This window comes from Alistipes putredinis DSM 17216 (assembly GCF_000154465.1).
GTDB classification, from domain to species: domain Bacteria; phylum Bacteroidota; class Bacteroidia; order Bacteroidales; family Rikenellaceae; genus Alistipes; species Alistipes putredinis.
Window position 1 is genome coordinate 276046 of sequence record NZ_DS499577.1, and the last position, 24295, is coordinate 300340.

At 52.0% G+C, this 24295-nt stretch carries 23 protein-coding genes, 3 tRNA genes and 1 pseudogene; 11 read left to right on the forward strand and 16 right to left on the reverse strand.

The genetic code is table 11. The features are described 5' to 3' along the window. Window positions 1-80: 80 nt before the first annotated feature. Both ALIPUT_RS01440 and ALIPUT_RS13345 read right to left on the reverse strand, forming a co-directional pair. Window positions 81-1949 carry a BACON domain-containing protein gene (locus ALIPUT_RS01440; RefSeq protein WP_004327818.1) on the reverse strand — a complete coding sequence of 623 codons (1869 nt, stop codon included), beginning with the start codon at window positions 1947-1949 and terminating at the stop codon, window positions 81-83. 290 nt (window positions 1950-2239) lie between these two features. Continuing rightward, window positions 2240-3019 carry a DUF4294 domain-containing protein gene (locus ALIPUT_RS13345; protein WP_004327819.1) on the reverse strand — a complete coding sequence of 260 codons (780 nt, stop codon included), beginning with the start codon at window positions 3017-3019 and terminating at the stop codon, window positions 2240-2242. A 294-nt stretch (window positions 3020-3313) separates the two neighbouring features. On the opposite strand from ALIPUT_RS13345, the gene ALIPUT_RS01450 reads away from it, so the two are divergent. Beyond that, window positions 3314-3688 (forward strand): thioesterase family protein, encoded by a 375-nt coding sequence (locus ALIPUT_RS01450; RefSeq protein WP_004327821.1) that lies wholly within the window; start codon window positions 3314-3316, stop codon window positions 3686-3688. 170 nt (window positions 3689-3858) lie between these two features. Here the strand turns inward: ALIPUT_RS01450 and nhaD are convergent, their stop codons facing one another. Beyond that, entirely contained in the window at window positions 3859-5190 is a 1332-nt protein-coding gene (nhaD, locus tag ALIPUT_RS01455) for a sodium:proton antiporter NhaD (protein WP_004327823.1), read from the reverse strand. Window positions 5191-5392: 202 nt separating this feature from the next. Here nhaD and ALIPUT_RS01460 point away from each other — a divergent pair. After that, a tRNA-Gln gene (locus ALIPUT_RS01460) sits at window positions 5393-5463 on the forward strand. Between the two features lie 46 nt (window positions 5464-5509). Here the strand turns inward: ALIPUT_RS01460 and ALIPUT_RS01465 are convergent. From ALIPUT_RS01465 to ALIPUT_RS01485, 5 genes and pseudogenes are all read right to left on the reverse strand, one after another. Then, entirely contained in the window at window positions 5510-5749 is a 240-nt protein-coding gene (locus tag ALIPUT_RS01465; RefSeq protein ID WP_004327825.1) for a hypothetical protein, read from the reverse strand. Window positions 5750-5926: 177 nt separating this feature from the next. Beyond that, window positions 5927-6160: pseudogene (locus ALIPUT_RS13115) on the reverse strand (TIGR03905 family TSCPD domain-containing protein); the annotation flags it as partial. A gap of 268 nt (window positions 6161-6428) precedes the next feature. Continuing rightward, entirely contained in the window at window positions 6429-6752 is a 324-nt protein-coding gene (yajC, locus tag ALIPUT_RS01475; RefSeq protein ID WP_004327827.1) for a preprotein translocase subunit YajC, read from the reverse strand. A gap of 499 nt (window positions 6753-7251) precedes the next feature. Beyond that, window positions 7252-7665, reverse strand: coding sequence for a DUF1573 domain-containing protein (locus tag ALIPUT_RS01480; protein WP_004327830.1), 414 nt, complete (start codon window positions 7663-7665; stop codon window positions 7252-7254). Continuing rightward, complete coding sequence (locus ALIPUT_RS01485) at window positions 7662-8600, reverse strand: transcription antitermination protein NusB (protein ID WP_004327833.1); 939 nt, start codon at window positions 8598-8600, stop codon at window positions 7662-7664. The genes ALIPUT_RS01480 and ALIPUT_RS01485 overlap by 4 nt, the downstream gene beginning before the upstream one ends. 596 nt (window positions 8601-9196) lie before the next feature. On the opposite strand from ALIPUT_RS01485, the gene ALIPUT_RS01490 reads away from it, so the two are divergent. The 5 genes from ALIPUT_RS01490 (at window position 9197) to ALIPUT_RS01520 (ending at window position 14478) form a co-directional block, all read left to right on the forward strand. Further along, the gene (locus tag ALIPUT_RS01490) at window positions 9197-10486 is read left to right on the forward strand and encodes a BaiN/RdsA family NAD(P)/FAD-dependent oxidoreductase (RefSeq protein ID WP_004327835.1); all 1290 of its coding nucleotides are present in this window, start codon (window positions 9197-9199) and stop codon (window positions 10484-10486) included. Continuing rightward, window positions 10483-11142 carry a hypothetical protein gene (locus ALIPUT_RS11985; RefSeq protein ID WP_050751441.1) on the forward strand — a complete coding sequence of 220 codons (660 nt, stop codon included), beginning with the start codon at window positions 10483-10485 and terminating at the stop codon, window positions 11140-11142. Before ALIPUT_RS01490 ends, ALIPUT_RS11985 begins: the two co-directional genes overlap by 4 nt. Then, window positions 11139-11690 carry a cob(I)yrinic acid a,c-diamide adenosyltransferase gene (locus ALIPUT_RS01505; RefSeq protein WP_004327837.1) on the forward strand — a complete coding sequence of 184 codons (552 nt, stop codon included), beginning with the start codon at window positions 11139-11141 and terminating at the stop codon, window positions 11688-11690. The genes ALIPUT_RS11985 and ALIPUT_RS01505 overlap by 4 nt, the downstream gene beginning before the upstream one ends. Before the next feature lie 481 nt (window positions 11691-12171). Beyond that, window positions 12172-12393, forward strand: coding sequence for a DUF2795 domain-containing protein (locus ALIPUT_RS01515; protein WP_004327839.1), 222 nt, complete (start codon window positions 12172-12174; stop codon window positions 12391-12393). Window positions 12394-12663: 270 nt separating this feature from the next. Further along, the gene (locus tag ALIPUT_RS01520; protein WP_004327841.1) at window positions 12664-14478 is read left to right on the forward strand and encodes a DUF262 domain-containing protein; all 1815 of its coding nucleotides are present in this window, start codon (window positions 12664-12666) and stop codon (window positions 14476-14478) included. Window positions 14479-14561: 83 nt separating this feature from the next. Here the strand turns inward: ALIPUT_RS01520 and ALIPUT_RS01525 are convergent, their stop codons facing one another. Together ALIPUT_RS01525 and ALIPUT_RS01530 are read right to left on the reverse strand one after the other, a co-directional pair. Next, on the reverse strand, window positions 14562-15335 hold the full coding sequence (locus tag ALIPUT_RS01525) for a class I SAM-dependent methyltransferase (protein ID WP_004327842.1): 774 nt from the start codon (window positions 15333-15335) through the stop codon (window positions 14562-14564). Continuing rightward, the gene (locus ALIPUT_RS01530) at window positions 15328-16173 is read right to left on the reverse strand and encodes a CvfB family protein (RefSeq protein ID WP_004327843.1); all 846 of its coding nucleotides are present in this window, start codon (window positions 16171-16173) and stop codon (window positions 15328-15330) included. The genes ALIPUT_RS01525 and ALIPUT_RS01530 overlap by 8 nt, the downstream gene beginning before the upstream one ends. 579 nt (window positions 16174-16752) lie before the next feature. Here ALIPUT_RS01530 and ALIPUT_RS01535 point away from each other — a divergent pair. After that, complete coding sequence (locus ALIPUT_RS01535; protein ID WP_004327845.1) at window positions 16753-17514, forward strand: amidohydrolase; 762 nt, start codon at window positions 16753-16755, stop codon at window positions 17512-17514. A gap of 156 nt (window positions 17515-17670) precedes the next feature. After that, complete coding sequence (locus ALIPUT_RS01540) at window positions 17671-18294, forward strand: hypothetical protein (protein ID WP_004327846.1); 624 nt, start codon at window positions 17671-17673, stop codon at window positions 18292-18294. Window positions 18295-18404: 110 nt separating this feature from the next. Here ALIPUT_RS01540 and ALIPUT_RS01545 read toward each other — a convergent pair whose 3' ends face one another. Both ALIPUT_RS01545 and ALIPUT_RS01550 read right to left on the reverse strand, forming a co-directional pair. Continuing rightward, the gene (locus tag ALIPUT_RS01545) at window positions 18405-19661 is read right to left on the reverse strand and encodes a 6-phosphofructokinase (RefSeq protein WP_040293329.1); all 1257 of its coding nucleotides are present in this window, start codon (window positions 19659-19661) and stop codon (window positions 18405-18407) included. 134 nt (window positions 19662-19795) lie between these two features. Beyond that, window positions 19796-19996: a cold-shock protein gene (locus ALIPUT_RS01550; RefSeq protein WP_004327848.1), complete on the reverse strand. Its 201-nt coding sequence runs from the start codon at window positions 19994-19996 to the stop codon at window positions 19796-19798. Window positions 19997-20146: 150 nt separating this feature from the next. Between ALIPUT_RS01550 and ALIPUT_RS01555 the strand changes: the two genes are divergently transcribed. Together ALIPUT_RS01555 and ALIPUT_RS01560 are read left to right on the forward strand one after the other, a co-directional pair. Next, entirely contained in the window at window positions 20147-20422 is a 276-nt protein-coding gene (locus ALIPUT_RS01555) for a hypothetical protein (protein ID WP_004327849.1), read from the forward strand. 6 nt (window positions 20423-20428) lie between these two features. Further along, a complete protein-coding gene (locus tag ALIPUT_RS01560; protein ID WP_004327850.1) occupies window positions 20429-21505 on the forward strand; it encodes a TIGR04133 family radical SAM/SPASM protein in 1077 nt (358 codons plus the stop codon). A 165-nt stretch (window positions 21506-21670) separates the two neighbouring features. Here the strand turns inward: ALIPUT_RS01560 and ALIPUT_RS01565 are convergent, their stop codons facing one another. From ALIPUT_RS01565 to ALIPUT_RS01580, 4 genes are all read right to left on the reverse strand, one after another. Further along, window positions 21671-22225: a nitroreductase family protein gene (locus ALIPUT_RS01565; RefSeq protein ID WP_004327851.1), complete on the reverse strand. Its 555-nt coding sequence runs from the start codon at window positions 22223-22225 to the stop codon at window positions 21671-21673. An 830-nt stretch (window positions 22226-23055) separates the two neighbouring features. Then, a tRNA-Pro gene (locus ALIPUT_RS01570) sits at window positions 23056-23130 on the reverse strand. A gap of 78 nt (window positions 23131-23208) precedes the next feature. Beyond that, a tRNA-Pro gene (locus ALIPUT_RS01575) sits at window positions 23209-23283 on the reverse strand. Window positions 23284-23624: 341 nt separating this feature from the next. Beyond that, window positions 23625-24257, reverse strand: coding sequence for an HAD family hydrolase (locus ALIPUT_RS01580; protein WP_004327853.1), 633 nt, complete (start codon window positions 24255-24257; stop codon window positions 23625-23627). Window positions 24258-24295: the final 38 nt, after the last annotated feature.

The following is a 24295-nucleotide window of genomic DNA, read 5'->3' on the forward strand; positions in this document are numbered from 1 at the left end:
TTCCTCGGTGTCGGCGACAAAGACAACCCCTCCGAGTTTTCGGAGGGGTTGTCTGATGGGGCTGTGCCCGTGTTTTCGGTTTAATAGTGTGCGACGTAGATGAACCGGTTCAGTTGTTGGTAATCGTATTCCGCAGGCTCTACATCCGGATTGACCCGGAAGAGATATTTTTGTGTAAATTCGTATTCGCTCGTAGGGCCGTTTTCGTCCGTATTTTCACCCATATACCGCAGTTCCGGTTCGGATACCGTGAAACAGTTCTTGTCGAGCGGAAGCATCGGCATCCAGTGGGTTTTCTGTTCACCGGTCGCAGGATCGAAGACTGTGCAGGAAGGATAGAACACGTCGAATTCCAGATTGACCGTGAAGCAGTTATATTCCAGCGTATAGACGAAACGGTGGGGGTTTATCTCGTTTTCACCCAGCGGAATCTCGTTGAAAGAGGTCGAAACGAGCCGGAAGTTGTCCGCTTCGTCCTGCGTGATGTATAGGTAGCCCAACACCGGACCCTCCTGAGTCGATGGGTTGATGTTGATCTGCCGGTATTCGGTTTTTTCGCTAGTTCTGCCGTCGGACATCGTGCTGCGGATCTTGGCGTAGGAGGTGTAGGCGTTTACACCATATTGTTTTTCGTCCGGATTATCTTCCCAGAAAATATAGGGAAGCGTACCTTCGTCCACGACTTCCTGTTTGGCCAGGTAGGGGATGTAATCGGGTTTCGAAACGGTTTGGGGACCGTAGTGGAGCGTATATTCCGTGCGCTCGCTGCCGCTGCCGCCGCCGTCCTGCCAGTTCTCTTCGATCACGATCGTGCTGACGCGGCCTTCGGCGTCGAACGTGTAGGTGTAGGTCGTAGTGCTGTTGCCGTCTTGACAGCTGGCGGGCAGGTTCTTAACGGTCGTACCGCTGATGCCGAGCAGCATGGCGGACTCCTCTGCATCGCCGATCATGAAGGCGCCTATGTCGATGCCGTTCCAGGGGTTGAGGTGTTCGGTGTAGGAGAACGTCGTTGTTTCGTTATCCCGTCCGTCGATGGTCGAAATGGAAACGATGTTTCCGTCCTGCCAGGTAAGCGTCGAGGTCGAGTTCTCATCGGGATAGGAAGGGTTGCGGTATTCCAAGCGAGCCAGCGTGCCGTCGGCGTTGTAGGTGAAAGTCTGGCTGGCGCCGTCCGGGTCGGTGTAGCCGCTTACCAGACCGCTTGCATTCAGGCGGTATTCCTTGGTGTATTCGCCCGAGTTGGGAAGGGGCATTCCTTCGTAGCTGCTGCCGCCGATTTCGAACCATTTCTCTTCGTCTGTGATTTTCCCTTCGCTTCGTTTGAGCGTCCCTTCATAGGAGGCATTGATTTTGTCGGTCTGTTCCGAATCGTAATCGTATTGGTCGTAACCGGTCAGAAGACCTTCGGCATCGTATTCGAAGAGCATGTAGCTCTTGTCGGTGCTGGAACCGTCGCTGTAAACCTCGGTGTAGGTCGTTTCTACCCAGGTCAGCCGGTCTTCGGGTGCTACGTCGGGATGTTCGGGCTTTTGAGGATTGTCGGGGTTATTCGGGTTGTCCGGATCTTCCGGTTCGTCTTGTCCCACGCCCCGCTGGGTGATGGAGATATTCGCGGATTCTCCGCCGCAGGAGATGATGACGACCGCCTGGCGGGATTCGGTCGTTTCGTTTTCAGTGAGCGTGACGGTAATCGTGTGCTTGCCGGCGTCGCCCGAAGTGGGGTTGATGGAGATCCAGCTTTCGGCACGCGAGGTTTCACGCACGGATGCCGTCCAGCTCTGGGTCGTTTCGAAACCGATGGTATGGGACAACGCATCGGCCGAAATCGAGGCCGATAAGTTATCCTGAGGAATCAGAATGTTCTGAAACTCATCTGTTTCGCTGTCGCTGCAACTCCCCCCCCCCAGCGCCAGGGTGATGAGAGCCGAGAAAATGAACAGTTTTTTCATACGATAAAGAATTTGAACGATAATTGGTTAAGTAAGTCGGGCAGTTTTGTCCGATCGTTGCAAAGATACGAATAAGCCGAGCGCAAAAGCAAATTTTATTTGCATTTTGCCGAGGCGGAGTATCTAAGACGAAGTCAAAGATACGAATAAACTGCGTGCAAAAGCAAATTTTATTTGTATTTTGCTGAGGCGGAATGCTTGAACGACGTTAAAGATTAGAAAAAAGCCGGGTGCGGAAGCAAGTTTATCTGCACTTTGTCGGATCGAAGCGTTTGAGGCGAAGCCAAAGATTATGAAAATGCCGAACAGAAATACAAATACAAATATATTTGTATTTTGACGGAGTGGTCCGGAGATCGTGCCCGTATGGGTATTTTCGTCTGTCGAATGGGAGGGTGGATGGCATTCGATCGTGCCGTCGGTGGCTGCGGAGGTTGCAGACGGACGGAAAACAGGGGCGATTGTCTGTGAACGGCGGGCGGATGCGGTTTACAGCAGCCCCGCTTCGTAATAGAGAACGATCTGTTCGAGTACCTTGTCGTCCCCTTCTCGGTCGTATTCCGACTTGAGATTCTGTCCGAAGATACGCGATACGCTTTGCCAGAATCCCGCGACGAAGCCGCCCCGGAACTCCCGGAGGATTTCGTAAGCCGTGTATTTCGTTTCCGGTCAATCAGCTTCAGAAGCACGCGGCCCTGGGTACGGGTCATGTGTTTCAGCACGGGCGTGTACTCCTTTTTGATCGCTGCGGCGATGCCTTTGATGTATTGTTTCTGTTCCTTTTTCGTTTCGAGCCGGAGCAGTTCCGCCTCCATTTGAACCATTTGTGCTTTGGCGGCTTGGGCTACGGGATAGACTTTCTTCACCGCTTCGACCAGTTTGCGGTAACGGCGCAGGTCAGCTTTTTTGCTGAATACGAAGACGGGTTTTATGGGGACGACCGAGATCGTGTCGCCGTCGGGTCCGATTTCGAAAGAGGTGTGCCATCGGCCCGGCTGTCCGTGTCGGGCCGAAGCCTGCCCGGGCAGGGAGAGCAGCAATACCAGGGATAGGAAAAACCACTTTTTCATCGGAACCGGAATTTTCGTACCTTTGTCAGGATGAAACACAAGGGCGGAGAGGGCGCTTCTGTCCGAAGCGGACGGATTTCGAATCCTCTTCGCAATTCAAAGATAGTGAAATGTGAGGGCAATTGTGAGAACTTGTTCTCGAAAATTGCCGAACCGAATCCTATCTTCTGCCAAAGATAGTGAAAGCCGAGCGAAAACGGGACTTGTTCCCGGTTTTCCGAGGCGCCTCCTATCTAAAGCTATGTTCAAAGATAATGATTCTGAATTATTAACGCAATAAAAAACGGTTGTATTATGATGGAAAAAGGACTTTCTGCACAAAGTAAGGTAACGGTCGATGGCGGCAACGTGGCTGCAACGATGGGATCGGGCGACTTGCAGGTATTCGCTACGCCGGCTATGGTGGCCCTGATGGAAAATGCGGCGATGAAGGCTGTGGCTGACCATTTGCCGGAAGGTTCGACGACCGTCGGTGCCGAGATGAACGTGACCCATATCAAGCCTTCGGGCGTCGGTGCCGAAATCGTCGCATCCGCCGTGCTGACCGAAGTCGAAGGGCGTAAGCTCACCTTCAATGTCGGGGCCCGCGATGCCGAAGGGATGATCGGCGAGGGGGTTCACGTCCGCTATGTCGTTGATCGTGAGAAGTTCATGTCCAAAGTTCGCTGATGCTGAATCTTGTCCCGGAAGCAACGGAAGGAAAAAGTAAAAAAGGCTGTCCAACAAGTTTTTTAATCCTTTTAGAATCGCGTATTCGGAAAAGCTCTCGAATAAGCAGTACAAATAAAAAAGGGCTGTCTGAAACTTGTTAGACAGCCCTTTTTTTGTTGTTATGCTCTTTAGCCCAGCAGCAAATGTTCGAGGAAAATAACCAGCATGCCCGCGAAATACCCGGCCAATGCCAGCAGCGTGATTTTACGCAGGTACCAGCCGAATTCGATCTTTTCCAGTCCCATCGCCACTACTCCTGCGGCCGATCCGATAATCAGCAGGCTGCCGCCCACGCCGGCGCAGAAAGTCAGCAGGTGCCAGAAGATACCGTCCTGTACGAACGCCTGCATATAAACCGGGTCGAGGCTCGAGGCCAGGGCTGCCGTATCGACGACGGGGTACATACCCATACAGGCAGCCACCAGCGGCACGTTGTCGATTACGGCCGACAGCAGACCGGTGATTCCGGCGATCGTATAGACTTCGTGTACGTTTTTGTCCAGGAAGTCGGCGAAGTCGGTCAGCAAACCGGCGCTCTGCAATGCTGCGACCGACATCAGAATACCCAGGAAGAAGAGGATCGTGGGCATATCGATATGTTTGAGTACTTTCGACACCCGGTTTTTGATAGATTCCTCCATGTTCTGTTTGTGGTCATAGACGAGCTCCGTGAAGACCCACAGCACACCCAACGATATCAGCATGCCCAGGTAGGGCGGCAGTCCCGTTACAGCCTTGAATATGGGCACGAACAGCAGCCCGCCGACACCGAGAACGAGAACGAAGTGGCTGAAGCGCGGGCCGACGAACGGCGGCAGCTTGGGCGCCGTGTCTAATTTTTCGGGATGCGCGTTTTCGTCGGGAATATAACGGCAGGCGATGGCCGTGGGAATGATTACCGATACCAGGGCCGGGAGGAACAGTTTGGCCACGAGCAGGCCCGAGGTGACGTTGCCCCGCATCCAGAGCATGATGGTCGTTACGTCGCCGATGGGCGAAAAGGCACCGCCGCTGTTGGCCGCGATGACGATAACGCTGGCGAAGATCCATCGTTCTTTCTGTCCGCTGATCATACGCCGCAGCAGCATGATCATAATGATCGTCGTGGTCATGTTGTCCAGCACGGCGGACATAAAGAAGGTGATGATCGATAGCAACCAGAGCAGTTTGCGTTTGTTGCGGGTTTTGATGTGGTCGGTGATGACGTGGAATCCTCCGTGCCGGTCGATCAGTTCGACGATGGTCATGGCGCCGATCAGGAAGAAGAGTATTTCGCTCGTATCGCCGAGTTGCTCGATCAGTTGCGTGCCGATCTGGGCGTCGTTGCCCAGCAGACTCAATACCGTCCATAACGCACCGCACATCAGCAGGGCGATCGCGGCCTTGTCGATGCGTAGTTTGTGTTCGAGCGCGATGCAGAGGTACCCGAACACAAAAATCAGAATCATGGTTATAATCATATCTTACTGCATTGAATTATCGATTTTATCGATGGAGTCGGAGCGCCGCAATCCCTGTGCCGTAGTGGGTGAGTCCGGTGATTCGGGCCTTTATTTTTCACTTTTTTCGTGGAAATTTTTCGCAGGCTTACCATTCGCGGAGGATTTTTTTTGAAATTTCGATTCTTTGCCGTACCTTTGCACCTGCTTTCGAGCATCGGATTGAACTATGGTGTAATGGTAACACAGCAGATTTTGGTTCTGTCGTTCCTGGTTCGAGTCCAGGTAGTTCAACACTGTCGTTCGTAGCCGAAGTCGCTGCGACGGGAAAGGCCGGATTTCAAAATCCGGCCTTTTTGTTTTCGTGCATGGCACAAGCGGCGAATAGGCGCGTCGGATCCGATGTTTCAAACGCTTGATAATAAAGTATATAATCATCTTTGTTTTTGTTGGCGCATCCTTTTCTCATCGGGTTGCCGCTTTCGAAAGACGTTGTTGGGCGTGCCGTCGGATCATCGTATTTTTCCGAAAAGGTTTCTGCTTTTGCCTCTGCCGGGGTGGGCAGCACTTTCCTTTTCATTTAATCGCCCGTTACCACAATCGGGCCGGGCGACCGACAGACATCGGCAGCGCCATTTCCGGGAGCGGTGCGACTGACGGTATAGCTGCTTTTGTTTTTCCTTTGTTTCCCCGGATTTTGGAGAACCGGACCGTTCTCGGGTTTCGTCGTAGCCGTTATTGTCCGAGGGCCTGACGCCAACGCCTTTGCCAGCTGGTCGGGACAGGATGTTCCCCGGCCTTTGCAGTCGATGCCTTCGAGACGTGCGATCACGTCGGCAGCCTGCATCCCGCGCGTCAGCAGACCTATTCCCTGGGTATTCCCGTGACATCCGCCTTCGAAGCGGACGCTTTTGACGATATCTCCCTCCAATTCGATTTCGATGGATTTCGAACAGGTACCTTGTGTCTTATAAGTGAATTTCTTTGCCATTTCGAAAGAATTTCGTACGCAAATATACGAATAAATGGATATTTTCAGCGTCCGATGTGTCGGCGTGTGTGTTTCCGTGCGTACCGGGAATCCATGGCTTTTGCGTATTCGAATCCGTCCCTCTTCTCTTGAGCCTCTTATTTTCGGTTTTTTGATTCTGGCCGGCCGGTTTGGTTTTGCTATTTATTTCGGGCGACGACCGGATAATCGTATGTAAAACTCCCCTTCCCGATCACGGGAAGGGGAGTTCTCTTGTCTCAGTACTTTTTTATTTCTGCTGTTGCTGCTGCAGGTCGCTCGTGTCGGCGACGACCATGTTTTTGTCGATGCGGAGCGTGACGTTGCCGTCCACTTCGATCAGGAGGGTCGTCTCCTTGATCTCTTTCACTACGCCGTAAATACCGCCGGCCGTGATGATCTTGTCGCCTTTCTTAAGGCCGGCCCGGAATTGAGCCATCTGCTTGCGTCGCTTCGATTCGGGGCGCCACATGAAGAAATACAGAACCAGAATCATCAGGCCGAGCATGATGAAGAGCGAATAGCCGCCGCCAGCCTGCGGTGCAGGTGCTGTCGCTTGAAGTAAGTTAATCATAGTTTTCTATTAATATTAATGTTTAGTCTTTTCTTTGGATCGGGACGAGCCGGGACAGGCGACGTGCCGAACTTAATTCTCGTTTTTTCTTCCGGACAGGACGCTTCCATCTGATCCTCGGCTGTTTCGATCATCGGTTGCTCTCATCTTTTCGGACCGGTAGCCTGTCTTTTGCAAAGATTGCCGAACTGCCTCCTGTTCCTGCAAAGATAGTGAAAGCCGAGAAGAAAACGGGAGCTTGCTCGCAGTTTTCCGAGGCGTATCCTATCTTCTGCAAAGATAGTCAAAGCCGGGTGTCGCACCAAATTATTCGAACGCTGGCGGCAGGTTCTGCCCGAACCGGTTCTTCCCGATCGAAACTCGCACGTACCGGGGATTCCTTCGAATATATCGGGGGATCCGTATTTCGGTTGCCTCCGTCGGATTTTCCGGTAAATATAGTTAAAATTTGCAGGAGTCGCAGCCGTTCGGCGCTCCTTTCCTGCGAATTAACAATTTCTTAATCGACAACGGCTTCGATGTAAATCCGTAACGGCTCCTCCGATCCCGACGCATAGAGTTTCAACAGTTTCATCTGCCAGCCGTGCTCGCCCCGCGAGTCGAACCGGACGCTGAACGGGATTTCCTCGCCCGGCTTCAGGGGCCGTCGGTCGAATTCCGGGGTGACACATTCGCACGAAACCTCGTAGCGGGTCACTACCCATGTCCGGGACGAAGTATTTTGCAGCCGAAACCGTTTGATGCCTGTTTCGCCGGAGTGGAGCCGTCCGAAACGGATCGTGTCCGAAGTACCTTCGGTGAGCGTTTCATCCGATATTTCGAGTGTCGGCCCACTCTGGACACTGCTCGTCCGGCGGGACTGACAGCCGATGACGAGGGCTACCAGCAATATGCAGAAAATGTGCCGCATCATATCAGTCCCCGTCCGGTTTTTTTGAGTTTTCCCTCTTCGGTCAGCGCTTCCACGATCTTATCCAATACGCCGTTGATAAAGGTGCTGCTGCCGGGCGTAGAGTAGAACTTGGCGATGTCGATGTATTCGTCGAGGGTTACTTTCACCGGAATCGAAGGAAAGGAAACCAGCTCGGTGATCGCCGTGGCCATAATCAGGTTATCCATGAAGACGATACGCTCCACGTCCCAGTTGCGCGTAAATTTTTCGATGTATTCCAGCCGCTCGTTGTAGTTGATGAGCGTCTTTTCGAACAGCGTTTTGACGAATTCGGCGTCCTCGTCGCTTTTGAATTCGGGCAGCATCTTCACGTCCGCGTGGGACTGGCGCATGTTGGAGATCGTGCGGATCACGAGCGTCAGAACGAATCCCAGGTCGTCGCTCCAGAGGATCGACTGCTCTTCCAGTACGTCGTCCAGCATGGGACAATCCTGCAACTCCTTTTCGAAGAAGGTGGCCAGAAGCGCTGCGTCGGCTTTGAACGAACTTTCCGAAGCGCTCATGTAAGCCTGGAAATAGTCCGTCGCCGCGAGTTGGTTGTAAAGTGTGCGGATGAGTTCGGGATATTTGCTCCAGCCGAGTTTACGGGCTGCCATTCGGTCATTCACCGTGTCGCTGTCGGCGATCATACGGATCACGGCGTTGTCGATGAAGCGGGTGTTGGGGTGGAGGTCTTCGTAGGTCGGCAACTTTTTCTGTTTGGCCAGCTCCTGACGTTGCTGGGCATAATGCGCCAGTTCGACCGGAAGGGTCATCATCTGGAAATAAAGGTCATAGGTCTTGTCGATCGAATTCATCATGTTCTTTTCCGACGCGATCATATTGTCCGAGTCGGATTTGAGATGCGCATATAGGGCCTTTATCGCCTTGATTCTAAGCTGTCTTCTACTTAACATATATTTTCAGAACTTTGCGGCAAACGGGATTACCTGCCGTTTGTCCGGTTTGCTTCGTGCCGGGAGGCGTGCGGGCTGCTTGTAAAACGAAGTCGCGTTTTGCCGGGCGCGATTCGCCCCGATACGAAAATTACCGGACAAAGGTAGGAAAAAAAGCGCTTGCCGCAACCTTTTTGCGCTCCTCGGACATAAATAATCTTATGCCGACTTTTTGGGCAGGAGTTGCCGCGCCGATTCGTTGTCGTGTCGGTTTTTCCTGCCGCAGAATGGATTCCGGGGTTGTTTGTTGCCCTTGTCCTGCCGTGCCCCTTTTTCCCCGGCAAAGTGCGAATAAATTCGTCTTTACTCTTTTACTCTCGGCTCATTCTTAATTTTTGTCCTTATTCGCTTGGGCAAAAGGCAGATAAATTTGCTTTTGTACCCGGCTTATTCGTAGCGTTGCATAAGATAGGATGCGATTCGGCAATCTTTGCGTGCAATCCCGCACGATTGCTCTCGCCTTTCCCTGTCTTTGACATAGCTTTAGATGGGATGCGCCGAGAGAAAACTGCGAACAAGTTCCCGTTTTCTCCCGGCTTTCACTATCTTTGTACCCTATGGAAGAGATAAGTCAGAAAGAAGGGGCTGCCGTTCGCCTGCCTTACGATGTGATCGTCGTCGGTGCGGGCGCTGCGGGTATGATGGCTGCGGGGACTGCCGCACGGAACGGACACAGGGTTCTGCTGCTGGAAAAGATGGAGAAATCGGGCCGCAAGGTGCGCATTACGGGTAAAGGCCGCTGCAACGTGACCAATGCCCGGCCGCCTGAGGAGTTCGCCGGACAGGTGCGTACCAATGCCGAGTTTTTTTCGACCGCTTTCGCCGAGTTCAACAACAGGGCTACGATCAGATTCTTCGAGCGGCTGGGCGTGAAGCTCGATGTCGAACGCGGCGAGCGGGTGTTTCCTCGAAGCGGCAAGGCGTGGGATATTGCCAACGCACTGCTGGAATATTGCGTGGACAACGGCGTGAAGATCGTTTATGATACCCGTGTGACCGAAATAATGACGCTCAACGGTCGGGTTTTCGGCGTGCGGTACCGCAATAAGCGGGGATTCGAGCGCAAGGAGGAGTGTCCGCGCGTTATCGTCGCCACGGGCGGCGTTTCCTATCCCGCTACGGGTTCGACCGGCGACGGCTACGTCTTTGCGGCCGATACGGGGCATGCGGTCGAACCGGTGCGGCCGTCGCTTACGCCGCTGGTGTCGTCCTGTCTCTGGATCAAAAATATGAACGGACTGTTGCTCCGGAATGTCCGTGCGACGCTCTGCATCGACGGTGAAGCCGTGCGCGAAGAGTTCGGCGAGCTGGGTTTCTCCGAGCGCGGCATCGAAGGCGCTGTGGCGCTCCGCATGAGCCGGGACGCGGTGGACGCCCTGATCGACGGCAAGGGTGTCGGACTGATGGTCGATCTGAAACCGGGGCTGACCGAGGAGATGTTGCGCGAGCGCATCGCCCGTGAGATGGCGGAGATGGGGCCCGAGGAGTTCTTCTCCGAACTGCTCCGCAAGCTCGTTCCGAAGGCGCTGGTCATTCCTCTTTCTGAAGAGGTCGGCGCCCATTCTAAAAATTATATCCGCAAGATTACGCCCGAGCAGATCGAACGGTTGGTTAAGCTCCTCAAGGGGATGGTTTTTCCGATTTCGGACTATGCGCCTTTCGAATATGCCGTCGTTACTGCGGGCGGCGTGAGCTGCGAGGATGTGAACCGCTATACGATGGAATCGCTCAAGGTCAAAGGACTCTATTTCGCCGGCGAGGTGCTCGATCTGGATGCCAACACCGGCGGGTATAATTTACAGATCGCTTTTTCGACCGGTCGTCTGGCCGGTATGCTCAAACAGTGAAACGGACCGGACGCAATCTACGCCGCCGCCTTCGCGGTATTTCCCGGCTGACCGACCGGCTCTCCCGGGCCCGTCATTTCCGGGGGCACGGCGTGCACTCGCCATTCGTTTACGGACTTGTGCGCGAAGCGTTTATGTTTCATAGACTGCGCGACGGAGAGCACTGCCTTTACGATGCCCTGCGTCGGGTCGGAATCTTTCACCGGCGGGCGGTGCAGTTGCAGAACGCCTTTCTCTATTGCGGCTACCGGACGTTTGCGATATGTGAAGGCAAAGCCGAACCTGTTCGGACTTTGCCGGATGCAGAGTTTGAAAAAGGCAATTCGACGTTTGTGATCGACGAGGGCAGAGGTTGTTTGCAGGTTACGCCGGGGAGGGAAAACGAGGCGAAAAATTCGACTTTTGGCCTGAATTGTGCGGGTCCGTACGACATGGTGATCCTGACCCGGAATTTTCCGGCGGAGGATTTGCCTGCTGCTGCGGCTCGGGCTGCCCGGACAGGAGCGACGCTCTGTGTGATGAATCCCTATCACGGTAGCGCACGCGGCGAAGCGTGTCGTCGGATCGTTCGGGAGCATCGTTCGACGACGGTCGATAACCGGGGCTATTTGCTGGTATTCAACAATCATTTGCCGAAACAACATTTCAAGTTATGAAGATATATACGAAAACAGGCGACCAGGGAACCACTTCGCTGGTCGGGGGGGAACGGGTGTTCAAGACCGACGAACGGGTGGAGGCCTACGGCTCGGTGGACGAATTGACCGCTTTCGTTGCCCTGCTTACGGACCATTTGCGGGGAGATGTGGGGTTGGAGCCCCGTGTTTGGGAGCTCGCACGCATTGCCTCCCAGTTGATGACTGTTGCTGCTACGCTGGCTGTGGGCGAAGGCGGAGCGGACAAGGTGAAAGGAATCGACGCCGAGGCTGTGAAGTTTCTCGAAGAGGCGATCGACCGTATGCAGGCTTCCGTGAAGCCGATTACCAAGTTCACTATTCCGGGCGGACATCGTGTCGTTTCGCTGTGTCATGTCTGCCGCACGGTTTGCCGTCGAGCAGAACGGGCGGCGCTTCGGGCCGATGCGAAGTATGGCGTCGCACCGGAGGTACTGATGTACCTCAACCGGCTGTCGGACTATTTCTATCTGCTGGGCCGCACGCTGACCGAATATTTCAGCGTGGAGGAAACCCTGTGGATTCCGTGACGGGATTTTATCGGTTTTTTTCGGAATTTCGTACGATCTGCCGAGGAGTTTTTTTTTTCGTGTGCCGTAAGGACCCGACTCGGCCGATGCGTTTGAAATGCCGTTGAGAAAGACGCGTCGGAAACGATCCGGCGGAGGCAGTGGCGGTGTGCGGATAACGGCAGTCGAATTCCTGAATTCGTGATGCGGACAGGGGCTGTCGATACATGGCCGCTTTCGATGCGATTCGGAAATAATCGTGTGCGGTTGCGGATCCGCCGAACATTGTCGGTCTTTGCGAAACCGCTCTTTCGGTCGAGGCCGGAATGTGCGGATCGTTTCCTATCGCTATGTTTGTTCAAAAAAAATGGCAGAAGAAATTTTTATTCTTTTGATTTGTATTTCTCGCAGGATTTTATATATTCGCAACCTAATAATAAGGAAGCTGTATGTCAGCCTGGACTTATTGTCTTGTGAGTTAATGATTTAAATTATTGCAGTTATGTATTGGACACTTGAGTTGGCATCGAAACTGGAGGATGCTCCCTGGCCGGCAACCAAAGATGAATTGATCGACTATGCCGTTCGCTCGGGCCTGCCGTTGGAAGTGCTCGAGAATTTGCAGGAGATCGAAGACGAGGGAGATATTTACGAATCGATCGAGGATATTTGGCCGGATTATCCTTCGAAGGATGATTTTCTCTTCAACGAGGAAGAATATTAATTGTTCGCAAATCGGGTTGTTATACTAACCTGAAGCAGTCCGAGAGGGCTGCTTTTTTGTATGGAATTAGATCGTACCGGATTCAAATTGACGATTGTTTTCCAATTTTTTATTTAAATTTGTATTGTTTGTATTGCTTTTCACGAAGCGAAGTAGAAAATTATGGGACCTACATTTGTAGAATATTCGCACCCAGACGTTTTTTGAAAAATTCGTTTGATGATAATATCTAATTGTATAACGTAATTTACAAAAACTATATCATAAGATATGAAAATCGATGCTAAAGTTCAGTCTATATCTAAATTGAAGGATTATTTCTTTTTAGTGCCTGATTATCAACGAGAATATGTTTGGAAACCCGATGACGAGGTCGAGCAGTTTTTGATCGATATTGAAAATGAATATAGTCCCGATGCAAAAGAGCAGCGTAATTATTTTTTAGGATCTATCATCATTGTCAATAATGATAGATGTTTCGATGTCGTGGACGGACAACAGCGTTTGACAACTATTATGTTGTCTTTGTGTGTTTTCCGAGATTTATTAAAAAAGGAGACATTGAACAGCGCTCAGAAAAATTATTTACAGATTATAGAAAATCTACTTTATAACTTTGATATTGAATCGGGAGAGACCCGTGTACGCTTAGAATTGCAGTATGAAGAGAGTCATGATTATTTGACAGCCTTGATACAGGAGCAACCTTACAATGGAGTGCGATCCCCATCTATAGAGCGAATGCAGGATGCCTATACGAAAATACTTCGACACTTTCAATTATATGCCGGGATTGATGAGTTGATAGATTTTGCGAAATATTGCTTGACAAAGATAGAACTCGTTGTAATCGAATCTCAAGATTTGAGTAGTGCATTGAAAATTTTCGAGACGATCAATCAGCGAGGGGCGGGATTGAATGCTATGGATTTGGTCAAAAATTTGCTGTTTAGTAATACCAAAGAGTCGGATTTTGCCAAGATAAAAGATATATGGAGGGAGATTATTCAAAATCTTCAGGAATGTTCTGAAGATCAAAAACCCCTACGATTTTTGCGATATTTTCTGAGTGCCCGATATTATAATGGTATCTTGCGAGAAGATGATATTTATAAATGGATTATATCTTCTGAAGGGAAACAGGCTACGCAATATGAAAAGCATCCGGTAGACTTTGCAAAGGAGATACGCTGTATGTCCAAACGGTATTCAGAACTTGTAAATGCCACTGAATTACAGCGGGATGGGTGCTTGTATCCTCACGTGACAAATATAGGCTTTATTAATAAATACAAATCCAGACAGCATTTGATCCTGTTATTGTCTTTGGGAAGCAATGCGGATGTGCCGGCAATCGAATATTTGGCCAAACAAATAGAGAGTTTTTTCTTTTTCAGCTCGACCCTCAGGATCCAAGCCAAGACGAATGAATCCTTGTTTGTCCAATGGGCGGAGAAATTACGTAATCTTACGACGATAGATGAAATTGCCTGCGTGATAGAGAAAACGATGTTACCTTATTTGCTGGATAAGGTAGGGGTATTTAAAGCCGAATTCATAACTTTGAGTCATGGGGTTTATAATCCCTTGTATCGGTTGCGCTATGTATTGGGGAAGATAGAAAATACGGTGTTGGAAAAATTGCACAGCCCGGTCTGTGGACATCAATTTTATAATGATTTGCAAATAGAACATATTTTACCTCAATCACCGAAAAATGGAAGTATTCCACTGGAGTTTTTGTCCGAGGAGGAGTATTACTCCTATGTGTATCGATTGGGTAATGTCACGTTGATCGAAAGCATGATTAATCAGGCCGTGAATAATTATAATGATTTATCGACAGATCAATGGTTTTATGACAAGCAGTCGGAGTATGGCAAATCGTCTGTTTGTCTGACGAAATTACTCGATAGTAAATTTTATATCGGAGTAAATACAGCCTTGAATCGATTCAAAAATGATTTCCAATACAATTTTACCGGTTGGAACAAGTCGTCTGTTGAGGCGAGGCAAAAAATATTATTGGAGTTGGTGTTCGATACGTGGAGAATTAACGATTTAAGATTGGATCGGGTAAAATGAACTTAAAATGGATGAGGATTCCGGCTGCTGCTTATAATGGTTTTTTCCGGATTGCCGGCGGATGTCGATCCGGCCGGAATCATTTATTTGTGTTGCTTTTCCGCGATATAGAACAGGTCGAAGCAGTCGTCCGCTACCGGTCCGATGCGGTAGTCTTCCATGGTGATCGAACGGGTCAGGGAGTCGTTGTCCCGGAGCAGGCGTCGGCGGTTGAGGCGGTTGAGCAGGTCGTAGGGGAGTTGCAGCATCCACCGGGGCAGCCGGTGTTGCAGGTCGAGCACGTCGAAACGGGTGATGCGCCGAACGCCCCGGCGGTTTTTTTCGTAGTATTCCATGATTCGTTCGTTGCCGAAAACACCGAGGGCTTCCACCGACGCAAAGGCGCTGCCGAGCAGGTTGCGGAGTTGGTCGGGATTGTATTCCCTGACGTGCCAGGGGTTGCGTGTCAGCGACATACGGATATTGGGGGTGGTCAGGATGAACTTGCCGCCCGGACGCAGCACGCGGTGCACTTCCCGTACCAGTTCCATGTCGTGTTTGATGTGTTCGATCACCTGGAACGAAATGACGAAATCGAAACTGCCCGACGGCAGGTCGAGAGGGGGAACTACGGCTTGCCGCATCTCCACGTGCGGAAACGGAGGCCGTTCGCCCGCAGGTTCGATTTTGTCGAGCGTGAGAAAGCTGGAGGCGTGGGGGGCGACTATTTCGACGCCGTAACCCGTGCCCGTACCTATTTCGAGTACGTCGCCGCTGATTCGCCGCGCCGCCTCGTGATAGGCCAATTGCGAACGCTGGAATACGTAGTTGTCCGATATGTCGCGCGATACGCGCTCCGCCGTGAGTATTTTAGCCATTGTGCCCGGTCAGTTTTACACCGTTCTGCGTGATTTCCACTGCGCCCCGCTTGAGGAGCATGCCCAGCGAGCGTTTGAACACTTTCTTGCTCATCTGCGTCCGTGTAGCGATTTCCGCCGGGTCGCTGTCGTCGTTCAGGGGAAGCGAACCGCCGTTTTCGCGGATCATCGAAAGCAGCGTTTCCGCCGAATGGCGCACTTCGGCGACTCCCTGCTGTTGCAGGCTGACGTCGATGCGGTTGTCTTCCGTGATGCGTGTCACGTATCCCTTCAGACGGTCGCCTACGTCGATGCGGCGGAAGAGCTGGTTGCGGTAGATCATGCCCCAGTGACGGTTGTTCACGATCACCCGATAGCCGATCGGGGATTCCGAAGCCACGAGCAGCGAAACCTCTTCGCGGGGCTTTACCGTGATAACGTCGTTATTGACGTAGCTTTTGAATTTCATGGTCGCCACGCAGCGCCCCGTTACCGAATCTACATACAGGTAAACCAGGCAGTTCCGTCCGGCCAACACGCCTCCCTGCTGGTTGCGGTTGGGCAGGAACAGGTCTTTGCCCGCGAGTCCCCAGTCGAGGAATGCGCCGTGCAGGTTCTTGTCCACTACGCGCAGGAATCCCGCTTCTCCTTCGCGCAGCTTCGGCGTTTCGGTCGTGGCGACCAATCGGTCTTCCGAATCGTGATAGACGAATACTTCGAGCGTATCGCCGACCTTGTTGGCCAGAGAAACATAACGGTTGGGCAGCAATACTTCGTTCTGTTCGTCGTCGATCAGATAGAGTCCGTAGTCCGAGATGCGGTTTACGGTGAGGGTTTGTGTGCGTCCTGCTTTGAGCATAATGGGTGTTTTATCTTGACAAAAGTACGTTTTATTTTTGCCGAAAGCAATTTTTGAGCGAAGTTCCTGGGGGCGGAGGGGTCGGTTCCGGAATATTTCGTCTTGTCGTGAGATGCGATGTGGTTCGGAATTGAATTTTCATTTGTACCAGACTTTTTGTATATTTGAAATATAAATGGGGAGCTGTATATGGTGTGATGTTTTCAAGTATATATTGGGGTTGTGGTTATTTCGTTAATCATAATGACTGCTTCACAACAATTAATATTTCAAGCCTGCTCCCCTCCTTGAATATATTACAGATTATTCAATAATTAAACAAACTATGATATTACTCTTGTTTATTATTTGTATAGTTAATCTTATAACATTCTATAATGTGGATTATAAATATTACAAAGAACACGGAGAGTGGAACGATCATTCTAATACATACGGTGGAACATTTAGAAATTTAACAGCAGCTTGTGTTACATTTGCAATAGCTGTTGCTCTTCTTCTTGACAAATATTTAGGATAATCGAACGAAAAGAAGCGAGTAGCGGGAAATTTTATTTTAGTAAAAAAACGAATGGCGATATGGAACTGAAAGTGGCTTTGTGTCAATTCGACATGGTGTGGGAAGATACGGCGGCCAATCTGCGGACGGCCGGGAGAATGGTTGCCGAAGCGGATGCCGATCTGGTGATTTTGCCCGAGATGTTCGCTACGGGATTCGTGACCGATCCCGGTCGGGTCGCGCAACCGATGTCGGGTGAAATCGTGCAGGAGATGACCCGCTGGGTCCGGACGACGGGCAAGGCCGTCGCTGGCAGTCTGATCGTCGAAGAGGAGGGGCGCTATTACAACCGCCTGCTTTTCATAAAACCTTCGGGCGAGCGGGTGCAGAGCGACAAGCGGCATCTCTTCTCCATCGGCGGCGAAGGAGCTAATTTTTGTCCGGGACGGGAGCGGGGCGTCGTCGAATACGGCGGCATTCGTTTCCTGCTTCAGGTTTGCTACGACCTGCGCTTTCCCGTATGGAGCCGCTGCCGGAACGATTACGACGCTATTATTTACGTTGCTTCGTGGCCTGCGGGCCGCCGTGACGTGTGGCGGACGTTGCTCCGGGCCCGGGCGATCGAGAACCAGGCTTACGTATTGGGGGTGAACCGTACGGGGGACGACCCCCGGCTGCATTATTCGGGCGATTCGGCCGTGATCGGCTGTAAGGGAGAAACCCTTGCCGAAGCGGGGGAAGGGGAGACGCTTTTGACCGCACGGCTCGATATGGACGAGCTGCGTCGTTTCCGCGAGAAATTTCCCGCTTGGCGCGATGCCGACGATTTCGATCTGAAGTGATCGGATGTTCCTCGATGATCGGCAGAACAATCGGTTGTTTCAGCGCTTTTGTTAAATTCGTTTCAGGGGGCGTTCGATCTCAATATTTTTTGCAGGACGAATTTTATCCCTTAATAATTAACCTAGAAAGTACGTGTCTATTTATCGTTAGGAGCCTTGCTCCTGTTCTTGGCTTCGCTGGGCTGTTCCGACAAAGCGGAAAACACCTCACCGGAAGCTCCGTCGGAAGAACAGCCCACACCGAAGCCCGAAAAACCGGAGTTCGTGGATAAGAACACAACGATGGAAGAGAATATCGGCGAAGAATATCCAGACTGTTATTACACTTATTTTCGAATGCAGAACGCCAGTCAGGAGAATGCGATTTTCTTCATTTCAACTAAAATGAGTGCGAGCGGTGATATGATTAGAATCGCCCCGGGAGAACAGGGGACATGGGGACAGATGATGGAGAAAATGTTGTGGATAGACGATAACGATGTGTTGGTGAAAAATCTGGATGCGTTGGGTTTTGTTCAGTTATATTTCAATGTGCCCCCAATAACGGAAGATAATTACCATGCCATTACCCCAGATGTAGATACGTGCGCTCAATACTCTTTCTTCGACCCTATGACCGAATCGCAACGCGGCACACCGCGCGATCAGTCGGCATGGGTGCTCGAAGAGTTCCCCGACCGCCCGAACGCCGTGCGCTGGACTTACCGGATTACCGACAAGGACTATAAGGAGGCCGTGCGTCAGACGCTTGAACGCTGGGCAGACCGGGATGAGGAATGATAAAGATGTCTTGCGGCGGTCCGCAGGACCTGAAAGACTGGCGCCCGGAATATTGATATTCCGGGCGCCGAAGTGTATGATTTCCGTTTTTCCGCCGTTACAAAAGGGAGCTAAAGATCCGTTTCGTCCCAGCCGAGGATCTTGCAGAAGTCGTACTCCTCGGGGTTGGACAGGTATTGGCGTGCCGCTTCGTAGTCGGGCGGGGTAATAGCCATCAGGATATTATCTACTACGGCTTTGAAGCGGTCGGACGAGATGTCCACCATGCGGGGCAGGATCTTGCCCGTCGCGGGGTCTTGCAGGTCTTTCAGGTAGAGGGGTTCGACGTTGCCGCAGCCGTCCACATAGACCATGCAGCCCGTCTTGCCTTCGCTGAAGAGCTTGTAAACGCCGATACCCAGCTCCGAGCAGTACGTCAGGTCGTATGCCACCGGCGTCTGCCCCCGGATTTCGTAACCCAACTCCACGGGGCGGGTCTGTACGTTGAGTTTCAGTTCCGCGAGCCGTTGGTCGAGCAGCATGCTGAAGAAACAGGCTTTCGACACTTTGCCCAGTTCGGGATGGCCGTGCGCGTCGTAGGTGAAGTGAATGCCGCACGAGGAGAGTTCTGCCTCGCTCAATTCGTGGAACACGCCTTCGGAGATGACCGCCGCGCCGTAGTCCATGCCGACGATCCGGCGCTTGACGATGGACGAAACCATCAGACGGATGATCTTGTCGATGGTGATCGGCGTTTTGTTGAACATTTCGGGAATGACGATCATCGGGTAGTGGCACGCCTCGCCGATACCGAAGGCCAGGTGTCCGGCGCTGCGGCCCATCGCCGACATGACGAACCAGTTGCCGCTGGTGCGGGCATCGACATAGACGGCCCGGGCGATCACCGCTCCCTTGTCTTTGGCCGATTCGTAGCCGAAGGTCGGTGCACAGTCGGGCAGCGGAAGGTCGTTGTCGATGGTTTTCGGGACGTGTATGTTAGCGATCGGATGACGCTTTTCTTCCAGAAATTTGGCCACGCGGTTGGCCGTCGATGCCGTGTCGTCGCCGCCGATGGTCACCAGCAGCTTGATGTTGTTCTCGGTGAAGAACTGCCAGTTGAAACGCTTCTCGAAATCTTCGTCCGAAGGTTTGAAGCGGCTCATGCGCAGGAACGAACCCGCGAGGTTGAAAATTTCGTCCGCTTTGAGGAAGGTGATGTTCTCCGTGGCGGGCGCTTCGCGGAAGAGCCCCGTGAAACCTTTGTGGAGTCCGATGACGCTGTATCCCTTCTGCAGGAAGGTTTTTGCCACGCTGCCCACTACCGTATTCATGCCCGGTGCCGGGCCGCCGCCCGTGAGAATGGCGATCGCTTCGTTTCGTTTGGTCATATCGTATCTGATTTTATAGCTCATTGACAGCATGAAATTAACGTGCCGAAAATACAATTATTTCGTTCGTACCGGAAAAAATATGGAGGCTTCCCGGGGGAGCCTCCATACGTTTTGGGGAGTAATGAAATGGATTACTCGATTACGGTGACGTTTATAGCTTGTTCGCCTTTAGCTCCGTTTCCAAGTTCGAAAGCGACTTTCTGTCCTTCGTTCAGCGTTTTGAAAGAATCGGATACGATGCCTGAAAAATGTACGAAGACCTCTTTGCCGTCTTCGCGGGTAATGAATCCGTAGCCTTTCTTGCTATCGAACCATTTAACTTGACCTGTCATAAATGAATATTGATTAAAAATGTATCAGCAAAGAAAGGTAAAAAGTGTTGATTCTCAAAATTTTTTCGCAATTATTTTTGCACGTTTTTTGTTCCTCGAAAAAATAGTTATATTTGTTCATCCGTATTATCTGTAAAAAGTTTGAAAGCTATGGGCAAGAAAGTAAAATGGGCGCTATTGACGATGCTGGGTTTTGCAACGGCTTGTTCGACAGTGAAGAACGCTCCTCAGGGAGGGCCGCAGGACCAGGCTCCGGATTCGGCCCGGGTCGAAAGACAGATCCGCCTGATGTACGGCGTGCGTCCTCCGGTACCTGTCGAGGAGGTCGAACGTCAGCAGGCCATCCGTGAGAAGACAGCCCGCAAGGAGGTTAAAAAGGCACAACGGGCCCGTGAGAAAGAGGCTCCGGCTTCCAAAAACGAATAATCGCCGATGACGGGACGAAAGCTCGGGTTGCGCAAGCGTATCGGGCTGCGCCTTTTTTCCGATCTTTATGCGGAGAAGATCGCCGAACACAAGTTGCGTACGCTCTTTTGGGAGTGTACGTTACGTTGTAATTTGGCTTGCCGTCACTGCGGCAGCGACTGTCGGGTCGATCCCGGCGTGCCGGATATGCCGTTGGCGGATTTCCTGAAGGTGCTCGATGAGGAGGTTACGCCCCACAACCGCCCGGAAGATGTTCTGTTGATCTTTTCCGGCGGAGAGGTGCTCGTGCGCAGCGATCTGGAGGAAGCCGGCCGGGAGGTTACCCGCCGGGGCTATGCCTGGGGGATGGTGACCAACGGTCTGGCGCTCGACGCCGACCGCTTGCGAAGTCTGATGGATGCGGGGTTGAGATCCATTTCGATCAGTTTCGACGGCTTTGAGGATGCTCATAACTACATCCGGCGCAATCCCCGCAGTTTCGAAAAGGCGCTCGACGCGATCCGGTTGATCGTGAGGGAGCCCCGGCTCACCTACGACGTGATTACATGCGTCACTTCGCCGATGGTCGCTCGACTCGAAGAGTTCAAGGAGCTGTTGATCGCCGAAGGAGTGAAATATTGGCGCATCTTCTCGATCTTCCCTGTCGGCCGGGCCAAGGACGATCCGACGCTCGCGGTTACCGACGCACAGTTCCGCGAGGTGCTGGAGTTCATAAAGCGTACCCGTAAGGAGGGACGCATCGACTTGAGTTACGCCTGCGAAGGCTTTCTGGGCGGTTACGAAGGCGAGGTGCGGGACGATTTCTACCAGTGCGCCGCCGGGGTTTCGGCTGCCTCGATCCGGGTGGACGGGGCGATTTCGGGCTGTACCTCCATCCGGGCCAATTTCCATCAGGGGAATATTTACCGGGACAGTTTCTGGGACGTGTGGCAGAATCGCTTCGACAAGTTCCGCGACCGCGAATGGGCCCGCAAAGGGGAGTGCGCCGATTGCAAGATGTGGCGTTTCTGTCTGGGCGGCGGTATGCACCTGCACGACGACCAGGAGCATCTGATGTACTGTCACTACAAGCGATTGCAATAGTCGGAAACACAATAGGAGAGAGACTGTCTAACAGGTCCCTGAAATTGAAAATCGTCCCTGTCAGGATCATTCCGACGGAGCATTAAAATCGGACTTGTTAAACAGCCTCTCTTTGCGTTATGTCCGGTGAGGCGGACGGTTTTTTCCGGTTCGGATGTTCCGGTCTTATTCGAGCTTATGTACGAAGCTCTTCACTTCCTTGCGTTCCCGGGGCAGCGTTTCCCGGGTGCGGAACGGCTCCGCCAGCCGGTCGGCCGGGCCGGGGTAGCCGAGCGTCATCATCGTTACAGGTTCGATCTTTTCCGTGTCGAGGCCCAGCAGCCGGGCGCAGGCTTCCACGTCGAAGCCGGCCATCTGATGCAGTTGCATTCCCATCGAGGCGGCTTGCAGGGCGATCGAGATGTTCGCGGCGCCCACATCGTGCATCCAGTGCCGGTTATAGACATCCGTCCCCGGGAAATTCTTGTATCCGCAGGAAACCAGCAACACCGGAGCATCGGGCGCCCAGGCTCGATTGCCTCCGGTGAGGCACTCCGCGAGCCGGGCATGAGCTTCCGGATATTCGCGAGTCGTATAGTAATATGCCCACTCCTGGGCATTGTTGCAGGAAGGAGCCCAGCGTGCCGCTTCGAACAGCAATGCCAGTTGTTCTTCATTGACGGGACGGGAGTCGTATGAGCGGGGGCTCCATCGTTCTTCGATGGTTTTTATCAGTTTCATATCGGTAAATCATAGAATGTGTTTGGGTAATCCGCAAATTTTGTGCCCCGTGCATTACTGGATTTCGGGAAGATGCTCCGCCGGTTCCGATAGACGGTCGATGCGCAGTCGGGCAGCCGCTGCGTTCGGTGGGTGGCTGTGAAAAACCTTGCCTGTAAGCTACAGTCCCGGTTTTGCCGAAAAGCCGGATGATATGGCGGTTTTCGGAAGAAGAGGGGCAGACCTGAAATTGAGAACTCCCTGATGAAACTCTTTGTGTCCGTGTGGCCTTTCGCCGACTACAACGGCAGTTTACGACGATAAAAATTCCCGTAAAGGAAAGATTACTCTGATTTTTCGAAGCCTCGGATTGCGTCGCTTTTCTCCACTTTCCCGATAGCAGCAACCCTTGGACGAAACGAAGAAAAGTCGTTCGCGAATGACTTTTTATCTTCATCCGCCTTTGTATAAACGAATTGCCGTTGGAAAATAAAAATAAGAATCTGGATTGCGTTGCTTCGCGACTTGTCAAATAGCTCCTTGATGGGAAATACACAAACAAAAGCTGTTCCGCAGGCAGTTTTTTATCGCTGTTCGTTTGCCGTGTGACATGTCGCTGTCCGGAAATGAAAAAAGGAATGTTTTCGTATCCCTTCTCTCGGTCGGGAAAACTGGATTGCGTCGCTCTGCTTCGCTTCCGGACGAGTCTCTTATTGGGTGTACAAAAATCAAGGACCCCGCTTGATAAAGCGGAATCCTTTTTTCTTGTACCCTTACTTTCGGCGATGAATAGCCGTCGTATGCCCATAGTAAAAAACCTTTGCCTTTTAAGGCAAAGGTTTTGATTTTTGTCGGGGAGACTGGATTCGAACCAGCGACCTCCAACTCCCGAAGCTGGCGCGCTAACCGGACTGCGCTACACCCCGAACAATATTTTTCACCGTAACTGATTTCCCTCTTTTTCGAGCCTCTACGCAAGAAGTCTTTTTCCGGAGGCTTCTTCGTCGGGGTAGCGGGATTCGAACCCACGACCCCCTGCTCCCAAAGCAGGTGCGCTAACCGGACTGCGCTACACCCCGTTCCCAATCCGGGGACCTCTTGCGAGGTGTGTCCCGCCGATTGCGGAAATCAGTGCGATTTCGGAGTGCAAATATAAGGTCTTTTTTGTTTATAACAAACTTTTCCGGCTAAAATTATCTTTTCGAAGAGAGATTCCTTTTTCCCGACTTCCGTTTCGGGACCTTTTCAGGCCGGATTTCGAATATCCGGTCGCGTGTGCCACGACGTACCGTCCGTTATCCCGGAACGTTTTGTTATTGCAAGCGAACCGCTTGCAGTCGGTTTCGAATTATTCCGAATGTCCTCCCCGTATCGCAGCGATGTGCCGTTCGTTTCGGATGACGGTTTTCCGTTTTTGGTATCATCTGCCCGGGCCGTCGTCGAACAGAAACCTGAAATCTTCGCGGGGCCGGGGCATATATACGTGGAATCCCAGTTCCTGCGCCGTGTGAAGATTTTCCGCATTGTCGTCGATGAAGAGCGTCGCTTCGGGGCGCATACCGCTCTTTTCGATCATTTTGCGGTAAATTTCGGGGGAGGGTTTCAATTCGTGCATTTCGTATGAAAGATAGGCTTTCTCGAAATAGTCGTCCAGTTGCAAACCTTCCTGGGTGAAGAGAACGTCTCGCACGAAAGGAAAAACCACGTCGTTGATGTTGGAGAGGGCATAGGTCCGGAATCCCCGTTCCCGCTGCGTGCGCACCATTTGCAGCTTGTAGCGGGGGATGCCGGCCAGGAAGGAGGTGAAGGCCCGGCGGATTTCATCGTCCGCGATGTCGCGTCCTGCGCTCCGACGCACGTAGTCGTAGAAGTCGTCGTTCGTCACGTCGCCCCGTTCCAACCGTCCGAGAAATCCTTTCGGATGGTACGAGTCGATCAAATCGTCGATTTCGGTGAATCCGATCTTGTGGAATTCCTCCACGCAGCGTGCTCTGTCGAGGTCGATCATCACGCCCCCGAGATCGAATACGATATTTTCGATTCCTTGCAGCATGTCGGTCTGTTTCGTAGTGTCGTTATGGCCTGTCGGCA